At 72.8% G+C, this 16,364-nt stretch carries 18 protein-coding genes; 9 read left to right on the top strand and 9 right to left on the bottom strand.

Going from position 1 to position 16,364, the window contains the following annotated elements:
* Positions 1-50: 50 nt before the first annotated feature.
* Positions 51-698 carry an HAD family hydrolase gene (locus AC0AIB_RS07555; protein ID WP_328345026.1) on the bottom strand — a complete coding sequence of 216 codons (648 nt, stop codon included), beginning with the start codon at positions 696-698 and terminating at the stop codon, positions 51-53.
* A gap of 230 nt (positions 699-928) precedes the next feature.
* On the opposite strand from AC0AIB_RS07555, the gene AC0AIB_RS07550 reads away from it, so the two are divergent.
* The 7 genes from AC0AIB_RS07550 (at position 929) to AC0AIB_RS07520 (ending at position 5,824) form a co-directional block, all read left to right on the top strand.
* Positions 929-1,501 (top strand): TetR/AcrR family transcriptional regulator, encoded by a 573-nt coding sequence (locus AC0AIB_RS07550; protein ID WP_328345024.1) that lies wholly within the window; start codon positions 929-931, stop codon positions 1,499-1,501.
* Between the two features lie 129 nt (positions 1,502-1,630).
* Positions 1,631-2,572 (top strand): TIGR04222 domain-containing membrane protein, encoded by a 942-nt coding sequence (locus tag AC0AIB_RS07545; RefSeq protein ID WP_465096281.1) that lies wholly within the window; start codon positions 1,631-1,633, stop codon positions 2,570-2,572.
* The gene (locus AC0AIB_RS07540) at positions 2,569-3,387 is read left to right on the top strand and encodes an MbnB/TglH/ChrH family RiPP precursor modification enzyme (protein ID WP_328345020.1); all 819 of its coding nucleotides are present in this window, start codon (positions 2,569-2,571) and stop codon (positions 3,385-3,387) included. The genes AC0AIB_RS07545 and AC0AIB_RS07540 overlap by 4 nt, the downstream gene beginning before the upstream one ends.
* Before the next feature lie 119 nt (positions 3,388-3,506).
* Complete coding sequence (locus AC0AIB_RS07535; RefSeq protein WP_328345018.1) at positions 3,507-3,968, top strand: SCO6045 C-terminal-like domain-containing protein; 462 nt, start codon at positions 3,507-3,509, stop codon at positions 3,966-3,968.
* Between the two features lie 33 nt (positions 3,969-4,001).
* Positions 4,002-4,754, top strand: a complete 753-nt coding sequence (locus tag AC0AIB_RS07530; protein ID WP_328345017.1) for an SDR family oxidoreductase — start codon at positions 4,002-4,004, stop codon at positions 4,752-4,754.
* Positions 4,751-5,443: a G/U mismatch-specific DNA glycosylase gene (mug, locus tag AC0AIB_RS07525; protein WP_465096280.1), complete on the top strand. Its 693-nt coding sequence runs from the start codon at positions 4,751-4,753 to the stop codon at positions 5,441-5,443. Before AC0AIB_RS07530 ends, mug begins: the two co-directional genes overlap by 4 nt.
* A gap of 111 nt (positions 5,444-5,554) precedes the next feature.
* Positions 5,555-5,824, top strand: coding sequence for a hypothetical protein (locus tag AC0AIB_RS07520; RefSeq protein ID WP_465096279.1), 270 nt, complete (start codon positions 5,555-5,557; stop codon positions 5,822-5,824).
* Between the two features lie 226 nt (positions 5,825-6,050).
* Here AC0AIB_RS07520 and AC0AIB_RS07515 read toward each other — a convergent pair whose 3' ends face one another.
* From AC0AIB_RS07515 to AC0AIB_RS07505, 3 genes are all read right to left on the bottom strand, one after another.
* Complete coding sequence (locus tag AC0AIB_RS07515; RefSeq protein WP_328348731.1) at positions 6,051-8,033, bottom strand: ABC transporter ATP-binding protein; 1,983 nt, start codon at positions 8,031-8,033, stop codon at positions 6,051-6,053.
* Positions 8,034-8,145: 112 nt separating this feature from the next.
* Entirely contained in the window at positions 8,146-8,913 is a 768-nt protein-coding gene (locus tag AC0AIB_RS07510) for an enoyl-CoA hydratase/isomerase family protein (protein ID WP_328345015.1), read from the bottom strand.
* Between the two features lie 43 nt (positions 8,914-8,956).
* Positions 8,957-9,184, bottom strand: coding sequence for a helix-turn-helix domain-containing protein (locus tag AC0AIB_RS07505; RefSeq protein WP_007072022.1), 228 nt, complete (start codon positions 9,182-9,184; stop codon positions 8,957-8,959).
* 202 nt (positions 9,185-9,386) lie between these two features.
* Here AC0AIB_RS07505 and AC0AIB_RS07500 point away from each other — a divergent pair, with 202 nt between their 5' ends.
* Positions 9,387-9,989 (top strand): cadmium resistance transporter, encoded by a 603-nt coding sequence (locus AC0AIB_RS07500; protein ID WP_328345013.1) that lies wholly within the window; start codon positions 9,387-9,389, stop codon positions 9,987-9,989.
* Between the two features lie 39 nt (positions 9,990-10,028).
* On the opposite strand, the gene AC0AIB_RS07495 is transcribed toward AC0AIB_RS07500, so the two are convergent.
* Positions 10,029-11,633 carry an ABC-F family ATP-binding cassette domain-containing protein gene (locus AC0AIB_RS07495; RefSeq protein ID WP_328345011.1) on the bottom strand — a complete coding sequence of 535 codons (1,605 nt, stop codon included), beginning with the start codon at positions 11,631-11,633 and terminating at the stop codon, positions 10,029-10,031.
* A 246-nt stretch (positions 11,634-11,879) separates the two neighbouring features.
* On the opposite strand from AC0AIB_RS07495, the gene ypfJ reads away from it, so the two are divergent.
* Positions 11,880-12,794, top strand: a complete 915-nt coding sequence (gene ypfJ, locus AC0AIB_RS07490; RefSeq protein ID WP_465096290.1) for a KPN_02809 family neutral zinc metallopeptidase — start codon at positions 11,880-11,882, stop codon at positions 12,792-12,794.
* A gap of 75 nt (positions 12,795-12,869) precedes the next feature.
* Here ypfJ and AC0AIB_RS07485 read toward each other — a convergent pair whose 3' ends face one another.
* The 4 genes from AC0AIB_RS07485 to AC0AIB_RS07470 form a co-directional block, all read right to left on the bottom strand.
* Complete coding sequence (locus AC0AIB_RS07485; RefSeq protein ID WP_328345009.1) at positions 12,870-13,556, bottom strand: acVLRF1 family peptidyl-tRNA hydrolase; 687 nt, start codon at positions 13,554-13,556, stop codon at positions 12,870-12,872.
* 462 nt (positions 13,557-14,018) lie between these two features.
* Positions 14,019-14,468, bottom strand: coding sequence for a metal-sulfur cluster assembly factor (locus AC0AIB_RS07480; RefSeq protein ID WP_328348729.1), 450 nt, complete (start codon positions 14,466-14,468; stop codon positions 14,019-14,021).
* Positions 14,469-14,569: 101 nt separating this feature from the next.
* Positions 14,570-15,046 (bottom strand): Fe-S cluster assembly sulfur transfer protein SufU, encoded by a 477-nt coding sequence (sufU, locus tag AC0AIB_RS07475; protein ID WP_328345007.1) that lies wholly within the window; start codon positions 15,044-15,046, stop codon positions 14,570-14,572.
* The gene (locus AC0AIB_RS07470; RefSeq protein WP_328345005.1) at positions 15,046-16,350 is read right to left on the bottom strand and encodes a cysteine desulfurase; all 1,305 of its coding nucleotides are present in this window, start codon (positions 16,348-16,350) and stop codon (positions 15,046-15,048) included. The genes sufU and AC0AIB_RS07470 overlap by 1 nt, the downstream gene beginning before the upstream one ends.
* Positions 16,351-16,364 lie beyond the last annotated feature (14 nt).

Below are 16,364 nucleotides of genomic sequence, written 5' to 3'. Positions count from 1 at the left end.
TGCCTGCGCGGGCCCATGCTGGCGGACGCCCCGACCGGGGTGCAACCGATTTACCCGCCGGCGAGCACCACCGAGACCGCCGCGATCAACGAGTCGACGGTACGGGTGGGGGCGAACCGGTCGTCGGTCCAGCTCCGGCCCCGGTGCAGCCAGACGCTCGGCAGCCCGACCGCGGCGGCCCCGCCGATGTCCGCCTCCGGGCTGTCCCCCACCACCCAGGCACCGCGCAGCGGCAACCGGGCCCGCTGGGCGGCCAGCGCGAAGATCCGGGGGTTGGGCTTGCTCACCCCGGCCTCCTCGGAGATCACCCAGTCGGCGACGTAGCGGTCCAGGCCGGTCTGCCGGATCTTGGCATCCTCCAGCCGGACCGAGCCGTTGGTGACCACCACCGGCAGCCACCCGGCGTCGTCGGCGATCCGCAGCGCGCAGGCCACCAGTGGGTCCAGCCGGGTGTACCCGACCACCCCGTCGTGCAGCTCCTCGACCAGGTCGATGGAGGGGATGCGAAGCGCGTACCGGTCCCGGATGGCGTCGGCGATGTCCCACCTGTCGGTCAGGCCGTCGGCGTCGATGGACAGCAGCCAGTCGATGTCGGTCGCCGGCGCACCGATCTCGGCCAGGAAACCCTCGGCCCAGGCGCGGAACGGCCCGGCCCGGTCGAGCAGGGTGTTGTCCAGGTCGAGCAGGAGCAACGGCACTGAGGCACCTTACGGGAGAGAGGACCGCCGCCGACAGGGCCGAGCTACCCGCCGACGACCGTCGGGCAGCCGGCGTCGGGGGGTACGGCGGGCGGGTACGGGGAGGTGACCGGGGCTGTCGGCACCGGCCGATCCTAACCGGACGGGCGTCCTACTGGCCGAGGCGACGGGTCAATAGCAAGCCGTACGTACGGTTTGCCTTGCGGAGGGTCACCTGCGACGATCAACCCGTGCCCAGAGTAAGTCAGGATCAGCTCGACGCGCGCCGCCAGGAGATCCTCGGCGCGGCTCGGGCCTGTTTCGCCCGGCACGGCTACGAGGGAGCCACCGTACGCCGGCTGGAGGAGGCGACCGGGCTGTCCCGGGGCGCCATCTTCCACCACTTCCGCGACAAGGACTCCCTCTTCCTCGCCGTGGCCGAGGACGACGCCGCCGTGATGGTCTCCACGGTGGCCCGCAACGGCCTGGTCCAGGTGATGCGGGACCTGCTGGCCCGTGCGGTCTCCCCGGACACCACCGGCTGGTTGGGCAGTCAGCTGGAGGTGTCCCGCCGGCTGCGCACCGACCCGGCCTTCGCCCGCCGCTGGGCGGAACGCTCCGCCGCCATCGCCGAGGCGACCCGGGACCGGCTCGTCCGGCAACGCGAGGCGGGGGTGCTCCGCGAGGACATCGACATCGCCGTGCTGGCCCAGTTCCTGGAGCTGGCGTACGACGGGCTGGTGCTGCACCTGGCGATGGGGCGGCCCGCCGGTGACCTCGGGCCGGTGCTGGACCTGGTCGAGGAGGCCGTCCGGCGACGCTGACCCCTCCCCTGCGGACGGCCGCGCGGCAGGACAGGTCTCGGCTCGGTAACTCGCCCACCGCCCCGGTGCCGGCGTGGCGGGGCTGCTCCACAATGAGGCCGCGATCCCCTCGCGCGACAGGAGCAGCCGATGAACATCCTCGCCGCACCGGGCGACACCTGGGGCATCCCCGGCCCGCTCTTCCTCAAGCTCTACCTGCTGGTAGCCGGCGTCGCCGTGGTCGGCACGCTGCTGCACCGCCGCCGGACCACCGCCGGTCCCGCCTCCGCCGGCGTCGACCAGCTCGGGCCGCAGCAGGTGGCCTACCTCAACGGCGGCGACCAGCTCGCCGTCTGGGCGGCGCTGGGCGGCCTGCGCGGAGCCGGCGCGATCGGCGTCCGACCGGACCGCCGGCTGATCGCCGCCGGGCCGACGCCCACCGGCGTCACCCCGCTCGACCATGCGATCCGGCACGCCGCCCGCCAGCCGGTCGCCGCCCGGAAGCTGCAGCGCGACTCCGGGGTGGCCCGCGCCCTGGAGCAGCTGCGCCAGGGGCTGGAGCAGCGCGGCCTGCTGATCGACGCCGACGGGGTCCGGGCGCTGCGGCGAGGGCGGAACCTGCTGCTGGTGCTCCTGGCCCTGGGCGTGGTCCGGCTGGTCGCCGGCGTGGTCAACGGACGACCCGTCGGCTGGCTGCTGATGGCCCTGGCCGGGCTCGGGGTGGCGTTCGCCCTGCTGGCCCGTACGCCCCGCCGGACCAGGGCGGCGAACGTGGCGCTACGCGGCCTGCGGCGCAGCAACAACCACCTCGCCCCCGATTCCTCACCTGCCTACGCGACCTACGGACCGGCCGGCGCGGCGATGGGCGTCGCACTGTTCGGCACCGTCTCCCTCTACGCGCTCGACCCGGGCTTCGCCGAGCAGGCGGAGATCCAGCGGCAGGCGCTGAACGCCAGCAGCGGCGGCGGCTACTACTCGGGTTCCTCCACCCCCGCGAGCTCCTCGTGCGGGAGCAGCTCGTCCTGTAGCGGCGGCTCGTCCTCCTGTGGCGGTGGCAGCTCCTGCGGTGGCGGTGGGGGATGCGGCGGATGACCGGGCCGAGCGGGGTGGGCATCGGCTGGCGGCCGGAGATCGCCGGTTTCGTCGCCGAGCTGCCGGGGCTGCGCTTCGTCGAGGTGGTGGCGGAGTCGCTCGCCCCGGACGGTCCGCTCCCGCCCGGGTTGGCCGCGCTGCGGGAGCGCGGCGTCACCGTCGTACCGCACGGGGTGCGGCTCTCCCTCGGCGGCGCGGAACCGGTCGACCCGGCCCGGGTGACGCACCTGGCCCGGGTGGCCGAGCTGGTCGACGCGCCGCTGGTCAGCGAGCACGTCGCCTTCGTCCGGGCCGGCGGCCTGGAGGCCGGGCACCTGCTGCCGCTGCCGCGTACCCGGGAGGCGGTGGCGGCGGTGGTGGCGAACGTCCGGCGGGCCCAGGCCGAGCTGCCGGTGCCGCTGGCGTTGGAGCCGATCGCCGCCCTGTTCGACTGGCCCGACGACGAGCTGGACGAGGCGGACTTCCTCACCGAGATCCTCGACGCCACCGGGGCGGGGCTGCTGCTCGACGTGGCCAACGTCTACGCCAACGCCCGCAACCGGGGCGAGGACCCGCAGCTCCTGCTGGACCGGCTGCCTGTGGAACGGATCTCCTACGTGCACGTGGCCGGCGGGGCGGAACGCGGCGGGCTCTACCACGACACGCACACCGATCCGGTGCCCGCCGAGGTGCTGGAGCTGGTCGGGGCACTCTGCGCCCGTCGCAGTCCGCCCGCGCTGCTGCTGGAGCGCGACGGCCACTACCCGCCCGCCACCGAGCTACGCGCCGAACTGGACGCCCTCGCCGTCGCCGCCGGCCACCCGGCCGTCACATGACCGCGCCCCACCCGGCCGATCCCACCCCGCCGACCGAACCGGCTCCACCCGCCAGGTCGACCCCGCCGGCCGGGCCCGCCCCGCCCGCCGGCCCCGTCCCACCGGCGGGGTCGGCCCCCGTGGGCGGTGCCGGCGCGCCGACGGGGCTGGCCGCCCGGCAGGCCGCGTTGGTCGCGGCACTGGTCGCGGGGGCACCGGTGCCGGCCGGCTTCGCCACCGACCGGGTCGACGCGACCCGGGCAGCCCTGCTGCGCAAGCGGGCCGGGGAGGTGGCCCGGCACTGGCCGCTGCTCGCCGCCGGCCTCGGTGACGCCTGGTGGACCACCTTCCGCGACTGGGCGGCCGACCGCCCCAGCGCCGGTTCGCTGCGCGACGGCTGGGACCTCGCCCGCGAGCTGCGGGACCGCACGGCACTTCCCCCGCTCGGCGCGGAGGAGCTGGTCGGGCGGGAGGCCGCCCACCGCTACGACGGGCGACACCCGCCACGCCACCGCCGGCTGCCGGCCATCGCCCGCACCGGCGGGGCCGTCGCCCTCCAGTTCGCCGGTCGGGTACGCCTACTGCGCCCGGCCCGCCGCTGACCCCACCGGCCCGGGTACGGCAGGATCGCGGGCATGGATCTCGAACTGACCGGCCGGGTGTACGTGTTGACCGGCGCTTCCCGGGGTCTCGGCTTCGCGACGGCGCGCTGCCTGGTCGACGACGGGGCACGGGTGGTCCTGTCGGCCCGGACGCCGGAACGGGTCGCCGAGGCGGTCGACCGGCTGGGTGGCCCCGGGCACGCGATCGGCCTCGTCGCCGACCTGGCCGACCCGGACGCCCCCGAGCGGCTGGTGGCTGCGGCCCGCGAGCACTTCGGCCGGCTCGACGGGGCGCTCGTCTCGGTCGGTGGGCCGCCACCGGGAACCGCCGCGCAGGTAAGCGACGCGCAATGGCGGGAGTCCTTCGAGACGGTCTTCCTGGGTACGGTGCGGACGGCCCGGACGGTGGCCGCCGCGCTCACCGACGGCGGCGCGATCGGCATGGTGCTCTCCACCTCGGCCCGTACGCCGATCACCGGCCTCGGCATCTCCAACGGTCTGCGCCCCGGCCTGGCCGGGGTGGCCAAGGACCTGGCCGACGAGTACGGCCCACACGGCGTACGGGTGCTGGGCCTGCTGCCCGGCCGCTTCCTGACCGACCGCAACCGGCAACTGCTCGGCGACGACGAGGCGGCCCGGTCCCGGGCGGCGGCCGGCATCCCGCTGCGCCGCATCGGTGATCCGGCCGAGTTCGGGCGGGTCGCCGCCTTCCTGCTCTCCCCCGCCGCCAGCTACGTCACCGGGGTCACCGTCCCGGTCGACGGCGGCGCCCTGCGCGGCCTGTGAACCCGCCCCACAGCTCCCCCGACCCGGCCGGCCCCACCGACCCGTCCGGCCCCACCCCCGACCGACCCCGCGAGCCCGTCGGTCCCACCCCCGGCCCGGCCCGGCGTTGCGGCGAAACGGTCGTCCGGCGGCCGGATCGGGCGGAGTTGGCCGCGGCGGCGGACCGCACCATCCCGGACGTGCTCGGCCCCGGGCTCGTGGTGCTCTTCGTCGGGATCAACCCGGGCCTCTGGTCGGCGGCCACCGGATGGCACTTCGCCCGGCCCGGCAACCGCTTCTGGCCGGCCCTGCACCGGGGCGGCTTCACCCCGCGGCAGCTGCACCCGAGCGAACAGGACACGTTGCCCGGTTACGGGCTGGGCATCACGAACATGGTGGCTCGGGCCAGCGCGCGGGCCGACGAGCTGACCCCGGCGGAGCTGGTGGCGGGCGCGCGGACGCTTACCGACAAGGTGGCCCTCCACCGGCCGACCTGGGTGGCCGTGGTCGGGGTGACCGCGTACCGGATCGGTTTCTCCCGGCCGAAGGCCCGTTTCGGTCCGCAGCCGGAGCCGTTGGCCGGTGCCCGGCTCTGGGTGCTGCCCAACCCGAGCGGCCTGAACGCCCACTTCACCCCGCAGACGCTGGGGGCCGCCTTCGGCGAGCTGCGCGCGGCCGTCGCCGGCCAGCCACCCCCATCCGTCAGCTGACCGACGGGGGAGCCTCGGCGGGCGTCCGTCCCGGAACGACCTCGCCCGGAGGAGATGGGAATGTCACGTGCCCCGTGTCGTGAAACCCTCCCCACCCCCGTTGGAGTAGGCATGCCCCAGGTCCATTCTTCCCGCTTCGTCCGCCTGCTGGCCGCCGGCACCGTCGGCGTGGCCGCAGTGGCAACGCTCCCTGTCACCAGCGCCCAGGCGGCCACGGCCCCGTTCACCGTCTCGGTCGAAGGTGGATACAACAACACCCAGTCCCTCGGCACCGCCACCGGAACCGTGACGGGGACGGCGGGGAGCACCCAGGCGAGCTACTCGGTGACGCTCTGCGGCCAGAGCACCTACCCGAGTTCCCAGGTGACCATCCAGGGGTAACCACCACCGCCAGCCACACCGTCTACTACCAGAACTGCGGAATCTCCAGCGGCGATCTCGTCTCCAGCTACGGATTCACCAACGTGCAGATCACCGTCTCCGGATCGACCTTCTACCCGGGCAACCAGTACACCACCCACACGAAGACCGGAACGGTGTACTTCTGATCCACTCCCGCGTGCCGGCCCTACCGCGCCGGCGCGGTGAACCGTCCATGGACAGCCCACTAGTTGGCCACGGCCGGGGGCAACGCCTCCTGCGCGACGTAGGTGCCCATCGGCACGGTGGTGATGATCGGCTCGGGCTGATCCGCCTCGGCGTGCGGGGCCGGCGAGTCGGCGACCGCGAACTGGGTGCGGTACAGCTCGGCATAGAGCCCACCGACCGCGACCAGCTCCTCGTGCCGGCCCCGTTCGACGATCCGGCCGTCGTCGAGGACGAGGATCTGGTCGGCGTCGCGGACGGTGGAGAGGCGGTGCGCGATCACCAGGGCGGTACGACCGGTCAGCGCCACGGCCAGGGCCCGCTGCACCGCCGCCTCACTCTCCGAGTCGAGGTGGGCGGTGGCCTCGTCGAGGATCACGATCGACGGGGCCTTGAGCAGCAGCCGGGCGATGGCGATGCGCTGCTTCTCGCCACCGGAGAAGCGGTAGCCGCGCTCGCCGACCGTCGTCTCCAGCCCGTCGGGCAGGGCCCGCACCAGGTCGGCCACCTGGGCGCCGGCCAACGCCGCCCAGATCTCGTCGTCGGTGGCGTCCGGCTTGGCGTACCGCAGGTTCTCGGCGATCGTCTCGTGAAACAGGTGGGAGTCCTGGGTGACCACGCCGATCTCGTCGCGCAGTGAGGCGAGGGTGGCGTCCCGGACGTCGACCCCGCCGACCCGTACCTCGCCGTCGGTGACGTCGTAGATCCGGGAGATCAGCATGGACAGGGTGGACTTGCCGGCACCGGACGGCCCGACCAGGGCCACCATCTGCCCCGGTTCGACGCTGAACGAGACGCCCTTGAGCACCGGCTCGTTGGCCGTCCGGTCGAGGGTGGCGACCTCTTCCAGCGAGGCCAGCGAGACGTCGGCGGCGGCCGGGTAGCGGAACCGGACGTCGTGGAACTCGACCCGCCCGGCACCCAGGGGCACCGGCACCGCGTCGGGCTTCTCCTCGATGCCGGGACGCAGGTCGAGCACCTCGAAGACCCGGTCGAAGGAGACCAGCGCGCTCATCACGTCGACCCGGACGTTGGACAGCGCGGTCAGCGGACCGTAGAGGCGGGTGAGCAGTAGGGCGAGGGTGACCACGGTGCCGGCGCTGACCGCGCCGGTGACCGCCAGCCAGCCGCCGAGCCCGTAGGTGAGTGCCTGGGCCAGCGAGGCGACCAGCAGCATCGCCACGAAGAAGGTCCGCGAGTACATCGCCGACTGGATGCCGATGTCACGGACCCGCTCGGCCCGCGCGGCGAACCGGCCCGCCTCCACCTCGGGCGCACCGAACAGCTTGACCAGCAGCGCCCCGGACACCCCGAACCGCTCGGTCATCGTGGCGTTCATCTTGGCGTCGAGGTTGTACGACTCCCGGGTGATCTCGGCCAGCCGCTTGCCGACCCGTCGCGCCGGGATCACGAAGATCGGCAGCAGGACCAGCGAGAGCGTGGTGATCTGCCAGGAGAGGGTGAACATCACGCCGGCGGTGAGCACCAGTTGGATGACGTTGCTGACCACCCCCGACAGGGTGGAGGTGAACGCCCGCTGGGCGCCCATCACGTCGTTGTTGAGCCGGCTGACCAGGGCGCCGGTCTGGGTGCGGGTGAAGAACTGCAACGGCATCCGCTGCACGTGGTCGTAGACCCGGGTACGCAGGTCGAGGATGATCCCTTCGCCGATGCGGGCCGAGTACCACCGCTGGGCGAGGGAGAAGAGCGCGTCGGCGACCGCCAACGCGCCGATGATCAGGGCGAACCGGACGACTGTGGCACCGGCCTCCGGGCCACCCCCGCTGATCGCGTTGATCACGTGGCCGGCGAGCACCGGGGTGGCCACCCCGATCACCGCCGCGATCACCACGGTCACCAGGAAGACGACGATGTCCCGCCGGTAGGGGTCAGCGAACGTCATGATCCGCCTGGCGGTGCCGCGGTTGAGCCGGTGGGCGGAGACCTCGTCGCCGTGGCGTATCGACCGGAGCATGCTCCAGCCGGCCATGTTGCCGCCCGCCATCGGGTTGGACATCGGTCACCTCCGCGTCGTGGGCAGCACACACCGTCGGGTCGATTCTCCCGACGACTACGACAACCTCGGCGGTAACCCGACTCTTCCCGAGCAGTCCTTACTATTCGCCCCGGCCCGCGAGGTCGCGCAGCCGGCGGGTCTGCGCCTCGCGCTCGGCCCGCTGCTGCTCGGGGTGGGAGCGGTCGGCGGCAGCGGCGAGCAGCGCCTTGATCTCCACCACCGCGTCCCGGTCACCGGCGAGCAGACCGGCGGTGAGATCCCGTACCGCCCCGTCCAGTTCGGTCTTCGGCACCACCAGGTTGGCCAACCCGATCCGCTCGGCCTCGGCGGCGTCCATCCGCCGGCCGGTGGCGCAGAGCTCCAGGGCACGCGCATAGCCGACCAACTCGACCAGCCGCTTCGTGCCGGCCAGGTCGGGGACCAGGCCGAGGGTCACCTCGGCCATCGAGAAGCGGGCGTCCTCGGCGAGCACCCGCAGGTCGCAGGCGAGCGCGAGCTGGAAACCCGCGCCGATGGCATGGCCCTGCACGGCCGCCACCGAGATCACGTCCGGACGGTGCAGCCAGGTGAAACCCTGCTGGTAACCGGCGATCCGGTCGGCGCACTCCTGCTCGGGCAGGGTGGACAGCTCAGCGAAGGAACCCGGCCCCTGGGCACCGGCCACCGACAGGTCGAGGCCGGCGGAGAAGGACCGCCCCTCGCCACGTACCACCACGACGCGCACGTCGCCGGGCAGGTCCCGGGAGAAGTCGCTCATCGCGCGCCACATCGCCGGGGTCTGGGCATTGAGCACGTCGGGCCGGCACAACGTGACCGTCGCGACCGGCCCGTCGCAGTGCAGTCGCACCCCGGCTGTCTCGGCGGTCACCGGACCACCCGGGGCGCGCTGACGGACGACGCTGGTGGGCGGGTCACGCCTTCTTACGACGCCGGGCGCCGCCGCGCTGCCGCAGCTGCACACCGGACTCGGTGAGCACCCGGTGGATGAACCCGTAGGATCGCCCGGTCGAAGCGGCGAGCGCACGGATGCTCTCCCCGCCGGTGTACCGCTTTACCAGGTCCTTGGCGAGCGTCTGACGCTCGGCTCCGACGATCCGGCGACCCTTCTCAGTGCTGGTGGCTGTGCCAGTGGCTGCCATGCTGATTCCTCACGTCCCAGACTGTGCGGTTCGATACGGTCCCACCTATTAGACCGCCTCGAACGATCATGCGCCAGATATCAACTCTTCGCCAACCGACACGCTATGCAGTGTCGCCAACCCGATAGAGTGACGGCCCGGCCGGTCGTCGGCGGGAACCGCGCCGTCGCGGGCCCGGTGAGCGGCCCGTAGCCTGCCGGTCGTGACCGACCTGTGGGGTGCCGTGAGCGCAGCCGCGGCCGTCTTCGCTGCCACCAACCTCGACGACATCGTGGTGCTGACCGTGCTCTTCGTGGCCGCCCGGGGCACCGGACGGCCCCGCCCGTGGCAGATCGTGTCCGGCCAGTACCTCGGCATCACCGCTCTCGTCGCGGTGGGCCTGGTGGTCGCCGCCGGCCTGCTGGTGGTCCCCGACCCGTGGACCGGCCTGCTCGGGCTGCTGCCGGTCGCGCTCGGGGTCCGGGCGCTGCTGGCCCGCACCGACGACGACGCTCCGCCGTCCGTGGTCGGCGGGCTGCTCGGGGTCACCGGCGTGACGATCGCCAACGGTGCCGACAACATCGCCGTCTACGTCCCGGTGTTCCGCTCCCTCGACCCGGGCACCGCGCTCGTCTACCTGCTGGTCTTCGCGGCCCTGGTCGCCGTCTGGTGCGGGGCCGCCGCCCTGCTGGGCGGCCACCCCCGGGTGGTCCGCCTGATCGGCCGGGCCGGCCACTGGCTGGTCCCGGCCGTCTTCATCGGCATCGGTCTGGTGATCCTCGTCGGCTCGGGCGTCCTCGGCCGGCTGGCCGACCTCGCCGGCTGACCGTGACCGGCGGGATCAGGCTGACCGTGACCGGCGGGATCAGGCCAGCTCGACCAGTTCGAGCAGGTCGTCGCTCCAGGCGTCCTCGTCACCGTCGGGGAGCAGGATCGCCCGGTCGGGCTTGAGGGCGAGCACCGCGCCGGGGTCGTGGGTGACCAGCACGATCGCGCCGGGGTAGTTGGCGATGGCGTCGAGCACCTGCTCGCGGCTGACCGGGTCGAGGTTGTTCGTCGGCTCGTCCAGCAGCAGCACGTTCGCGCCGGAGCAGACCAGGGTCGACAGGGCGAGTCGGGTCTTCTCTCCACCGGAGAGCACCCCGGCGGGCTTGTTCACGTCCTCGCCGGAGAACAGGAAGGCACCGAGGATCTTGCGGAGGTCGGTGTCGGACTGCTCGATCGCCGCTGCCCGCATGTTCTCCAGCACCGTCCGCTCCACGTCCAGTGTCTCGTGCTCCTGGGCGTAGTAGCCCAACCGCAGGCCGTGCCCGGCGTGCACCTCGCCGGTGTCCGGTGGGAGCAGCCCGCCGAGCATCCGCAGCAGGGTGGTCTTGCCGGCACCGTTGAGCCCGAGGATGGCCACCCGGGAGCCGCGGTCCACCGCGACGTTCACGTCGGTGAAGATCTCCAGCGAGCCGTACGACTTGGAGAGGCCGGTCGCGGTCAGCGGGGTCTTGCCGCACGGCGCGGGGTTGGGGAAGCGGACCTTCGCCACCTTGTCCGAGACGCGCACCTCCTCCAGCCCGGAGATCAGCTTCTCGGCCCGGCGGGCCATGTTCTGCGCCGCGACGGTCTTGGTGGCCTTGGCCCGCATCTTGTCGGCCTGCGCCATCAACGCGCCGGCCTTCTTCTCGGCGTTGGCCCGCTCCCGGCGACGTCGCCGCTCGTCGGTCTCCCGGGCCTCCTGGTAGGCCTTCCAGCCCAGGTTGTAGACGTCGACCACGGAACGGGTGGCATCCAGGAACCAGACCTTGTTGACCACCGACTCCAGCAGCGAACCGTCGTGGGAGATCACGATCAGACCGCCCTTGTGGTTGGCGAGGAAACCGCGCAGCCAGGTGATCGAGTCGGCGTCGAGGTGGTTGGTGGGCTCGTCGAGCAGCAGGATGCCGCCGCCGTTCTCACCGGCGTCCCGGAACAGGATCCGGGCCAGCTCGATGCGGCGGCGCTGGCCACCGGAGAGGGTGCCGATGGTCTGGGCGAGCGCCCGGTCGGGCAGCCCCAGGTTGGCGCAGATCCGGGCGGCCTCGGCCTCGGCGGCGTACCCGCCCAGCGAGGCGAACTGGTCCTCCAGCGCGCCGTAGCGGCGGACCAGCTTGTCGTCGACGCCCTCGGCGAGCCGCTGCTCGATCTCGTTCATCTGGGCCATCAGCACGTCCAACCCCCGGGCGGAGAGCACCCGGTCCCGGCCGGTGACCTCCAGGTCGCCGGTACGCGGGTCCTGCGGCAGGTAACCGATGGCGCTGCGCCTGTCGATCTGCCCGCTGTAAGGCTGCCCCTCGCCGGCCAGCACCTTGAGGGTGGTGGTCTTGCCGGCGCCGTTGCGGCCGACCAGTCCGATCCGGTCACCGGGCTGTACCCGAAGGGTGGTGTCGGACAGTAGAATCCGGGAACCGGCGCGCAGCTCCAGGCCGGTGACACTGATCATTTCCGGTACTCGCTCTCGGGATCTGGAAGGGCTGACTCAGGGCACGCGAAAGCGCCGGCGGGTCGGTGGTTCCCGTCGGCGCGGGGCGATTCAGCCTTCGCAGCGCAGCACCCGACAAGTGTACCGGGGCGGCCCGGCGCACACCGTCCGGATTACCGTACAAGATCATCGGGTACCGGAAACGCCGTCCGGACCCGGTCCGGTACCGCAACCCTCAGACGTGACGAATCGGTGATCGGGGTCAACATGGAGCTGAACGAGAACGCGCGGGTCGACACCGGCCAGGTGGACGACCGGCGAGGATCCGGCGGGGGTGGCGGGATGGGCATCCCGATCCCCGGCGGTGGTGGGCGTGGTGGCATCGTCGGGCTCATCATCGCCGTGCTGGTGGCCCTGGTGGGTGGCGGATTCGGGCTGAACGCGATGAACGGCGGCGGCGGTGCCGAATCGGGCGACAACACGTCACTGGAACAGAAGTGCTCCGCCGACGACGCGCTGAAGCAGCTGGACTGCCGCAACACCCTCTACGTCAACTCGATCCAGGCGTACTGGCGGACCGCGTTGCCGGAGCGGTTCGGCCAGCAGTACCAGCCGTCCAAGACGGTCTTCTTCAGCCAGGGCGTCAACACCGGCTGCGGCCAGGCCGACTCCGGCGTCGGGCCGTTCTACTGCCCGGCCGACGACCTGGTCTACATCGACCTGACCTTCTACCAGACCCTCGCCGACCAGCTCGGCGCGGAAGGTGAGTTCGCCCAGCCGTACGTGCTTGCCCACGAGTACGGCCACCACGTGCAGGACCTGCTCGGCACCGAGGCACAGATGCGCCGCCAGCAGCAGCGGGACCCGGGCAGCGCCAACGCGCTCTCGGTCAAGCTGGAACTCCAGGCCGACTGCTACGCCGGCGCCTGGGCCAAGAACGCCACCGGTACCGCCGACGAGCAGGGCCAGAAGATCTTCAAGAGCATCACCGAGCAGGACATCGCACAGGCGATCGACACCGCCGAGAAGATCGGCGACGACGCCATCTCCAAGCGGGCCAACCGCCCGGTGAATCCGGAGGAGTTCACCCACGGCTCCTCCGAGCAGCGCAAGCAGTGGTTCACCAAGGGCTACACCAGCGGCGACCCGAAGACCTGCGACACCTTCGGCGGCAGCCTCTGACCGGCACCGCAGCGGCACCGGCACGGCGGTCGGATGGGCGCACGCCCACCGGCCGCCGTCGTCGTCGCGACCGGCTCAGGCCGGATCGCGGACCAGGACGTGGACCGCGCGGGCGGCGGTGACCGCGCCGACCAGCACCGCGTGCCGTGGTTCGGGCACGTCGAGCAGCCGTTCGGCACGCCGCGCGGCGAGCGGGGCCAGCCGCCGGTCGGCAAGCACCGTGTCGACGGCCCGCCGGTCGCCACCGCAGACCAGCGCCGCCAGCGTCGCCGCCTCGGGCAACAGCAGTCGTACGGCCAGGTCGGCCGCGTCGCCCAGGGCCGCCTTCGCCTGGTTGTCCCGCCGCCGGGCGAACCGCTGCTGGGACCAGCCCCCGGCGGCGGTACGGCCCTGCACGTAACGGGTGTCCACCTTGGAGACCAGTAGCTCCTCACCGACCGCCACACCGACCGCGACCGCGCCCTTGCGGGCGAGCAGCAGCCCGATCCGGCGGGGCGCGGCGGCGACGCCGACGAATCCCGGCAGGCCGTCGATCCGCGAGGGCGCGTCGGTGTCTCCCGCCGCGTCGCCGAGGGGCGGGGCACCTGGTGGGAGGTGCAGCTCGGCGGTCGCGCCGTCGGGGGCGGTGAGCAGCAGCCCGTACCCCTCGATGGTGGTGGTGGGCGGGCCGTGCCGATCGGCGAAGCCCTCGGCCCAGCGCGCGACCCGGACCGGGTCGACCTCGACCCACCGGCCGCCGCCGGCTGCGGGTCGGCTGCTCATGACCCGACCGTACGGCACGGCGGTCGGCCCGCCCCGCCGGCACCGGGCCCGCGCCACCGACCGCCGGCATCGCCGGGCCCGGCGATGCCGGTCGGCGGTCGCATCCGCCGACACAGCCCGCCGACACAGCCCGCTACGGCGTGCACCGCGACGCCGTAGCCGGCCACCAGACCGGGCCAGGAACGCGGCGCTCACGACGATCGGTGACGGGCCGATCCGCACTCCCGCAGGGTCCGCTGTCGGCGCGCGGCGCTGGCCGCACGGACGGGACTCTGCATCGGGTACCCCTCGATCATCGGCCCATCATCGACCCGAGCCCGCCGTGCCGCCACCGGATTCCCCGGCACTGCGGATCCCGGACGTCATGCCACGCTGATCAGCACGTCGGCCCAGGGTCAGCCGCGAAGACGGAGCGGGCACGGCACCCGGTGAGGGGTGCCGTGCCCGCGGAGCCGACCAGGGTCAGACGTTGAAGCCCAGGGAGCGGAGCTGGTCCCGCCCCTCGTCAGTGATCTTGTCCGGGCCCCATGGCGGCAGCCAGACCCAGTTGATCCGGATGTCGTCGACAAGTCCCCCACCGGGGCCGGTGGTCAGCGCCTGCCGGGCCTGGTCCTCGATCACGTCGGTGAGCGGGCAGGCCGCCGAGGTCAGCGTCATGTCCAGGGTGGCGATGTTCTGGTCGTCCACGTGCACGCCGTAGACCAGGCCGAGGTCGACCACGTTGATGCCGAGCTCGGGGTCGACGACGTCCTTCATCGCCTCCTCGATGTCGGCGACGACCGCCCTGCCCCCGGCCTCGACCGTCCCTGCGGCGGCCGGGGCCGACTCGACACCCGCCGCCCCGTCGACGTCCGCCGTCGCGTCGCCGGCCGAGGTCCCGGCGACACCGGGCGGGGCGTCGGCACCCGCCACCCCGGCAGCGCCGTTGACGGCCGGCGGCGGCACCGCGCCGGGCGGTGTGGTGGTGCTGGCGTCGCCGGTCGCCGGCGTCGCCTCGGTAGCGGTGTTCTCGCTCATGCCTCAACCTCCGTCGGGCTCACGCCCACCCCCGCGCGTGCCGCGGCGTCCTTGAACGCCATCCACGGCAGCAGCGCGCACTTGACCCGGGCCGGGTAGCGGGCGACACCCGCGAACGCCACCCCGTCACCGAGTAGTTCCTCGTCCGGCGTGACCTGGCCACGGCCGGACATCAACGTCACGAATCCCGCGTGCACGGCGGCGATCTCGGCCGCGCACCGACCGGACAGCCGGTCGTACAGCACGCTCGCCGACGCCTGGCTGATCGAACAGCCGACCCCGTCGTACGAGATGTCCGCCACGATGTCGCCGACGGTGGCCACCCGTACGGTCACCTCGTCACCACAGGTCGGGTTGACGTGGTGCGCCTCGGCCACCCGGGCGGCCGGGTCGTCGGGATCGCGCAGACCGCGCCCCTGCGGGCGCTTGTAGTGGTCCAGGATGATCTCCTGGTAGAGCTGGTCCAGCTGCATCAGTCGAAGATCCTCCGCACCTGTTCGAGGCCCGACACCAGGGCGTCGATCTCCTCCGTGGTGGTGTACAGGTAGAACGACGCCCGGGTCATGGCCGGCACACCGAACCGGGTGCAGACCGGCTTGGCGCAGTGGTGACCCACCCGCACCTGCACGCCGAGCGAGTCGAGGACCTGCCCGACGTCGTGCGGGTGCACGTCGCCGAGCGCGAACGAGATGGTGCCACCCCGGCCGACCGGCACCGTCGGACCGAAGATCCGCAGCCCCGGCACGGTGGCGAGGGCGTCCAACGCGTAGGCGGTCAGCTCCTTCTCGTGCCACTGGATCGCCCGCATCCCGACGCCGGTGAGGTAGTCGACCGCCGCGCCGAGCGCGACCGCCTCGGCGATCGGCGGGGTGCCCGCCTCGAACCGGGCCGGCGGTGCGGCGAACGTGGACCGGGCCATCGACACCGTCTCGATCATCGAGCCGCCGCCCATCACCGGTGGCATCGCGGCGAGCAGCTCGCCCCGGCCCCAGAGCACGCCGATGCCTGTCGGGCCGCACATCTTGTGCCCGGTGAAGACGACGAAGTCGGCGTCCAGGTCGACCACGTCCACCGGCAGGTGCGGCACCGACTGCGAGCAGTCGAGCAGCAGCAACGCACCCACCTGGCGGACCCGCCCGGTGATCCGGGCGGTGGCGTTGACCGTGCCGAGGATGTTGGAGGTGTGCACCAGCGAGACGATCTTCGTCCGTTCGGTGACCAGCTCGTCCAGCCCCGACTCGTCGAGCCGGCCGTTGTCGGTGACCGGGAACCAGCGCAGGGTCGCGCCGGTCCGCTCGGCAAGCAACTGCCAGGGGACGATGTTCGAGTGGTGCTCCATCTCGGAGATCACGATCTCGTCGCCGGGGCCGAGCCGGAACCGCTCGTCGGCGTCCGTGCGCAGCGAGGCGTTGGAGAAGGCGTACGCCACGATGTTGATCGCCTCGGTGGAGTTCTTGGTGAACACCACCTCGTCCACGCTCGGCGCGTTGACGAACGCGGCGATCTTGGCCCGTGCGCCCTCGTACGCCTCGGTCGCCTCGGTGCCCAGCGTGTGCACCGAGCGCGACACGTTGGCGTTGTGCATCGCGTAGTGCCCGGTGAGCACGTCGAGCACCTGACGAGGCTTGTGCGAGGTGTTGGCGCTGTCGAGATAGACCAGCCGGTGTCCGTTGACCTCCCGGTCGAGGATCGGGAAGTCGGCGCGAACCGCGGCGACGTCGAAGCGCGGCACGTCGTCGTACTGCGGCATCCCGTCCGGGATGGCGATGGTGGTCATCTCAGCGGCCCCTG

It is taken from the genome of Micromonospora sp. DSM 43699 (genome assembly GCF_055517075.1).
The sequence above is the reverse complement of the archived record's forward strand: the minus strand, read 5'-3'. Positions and strand labels throughout refer to the sequence as shown.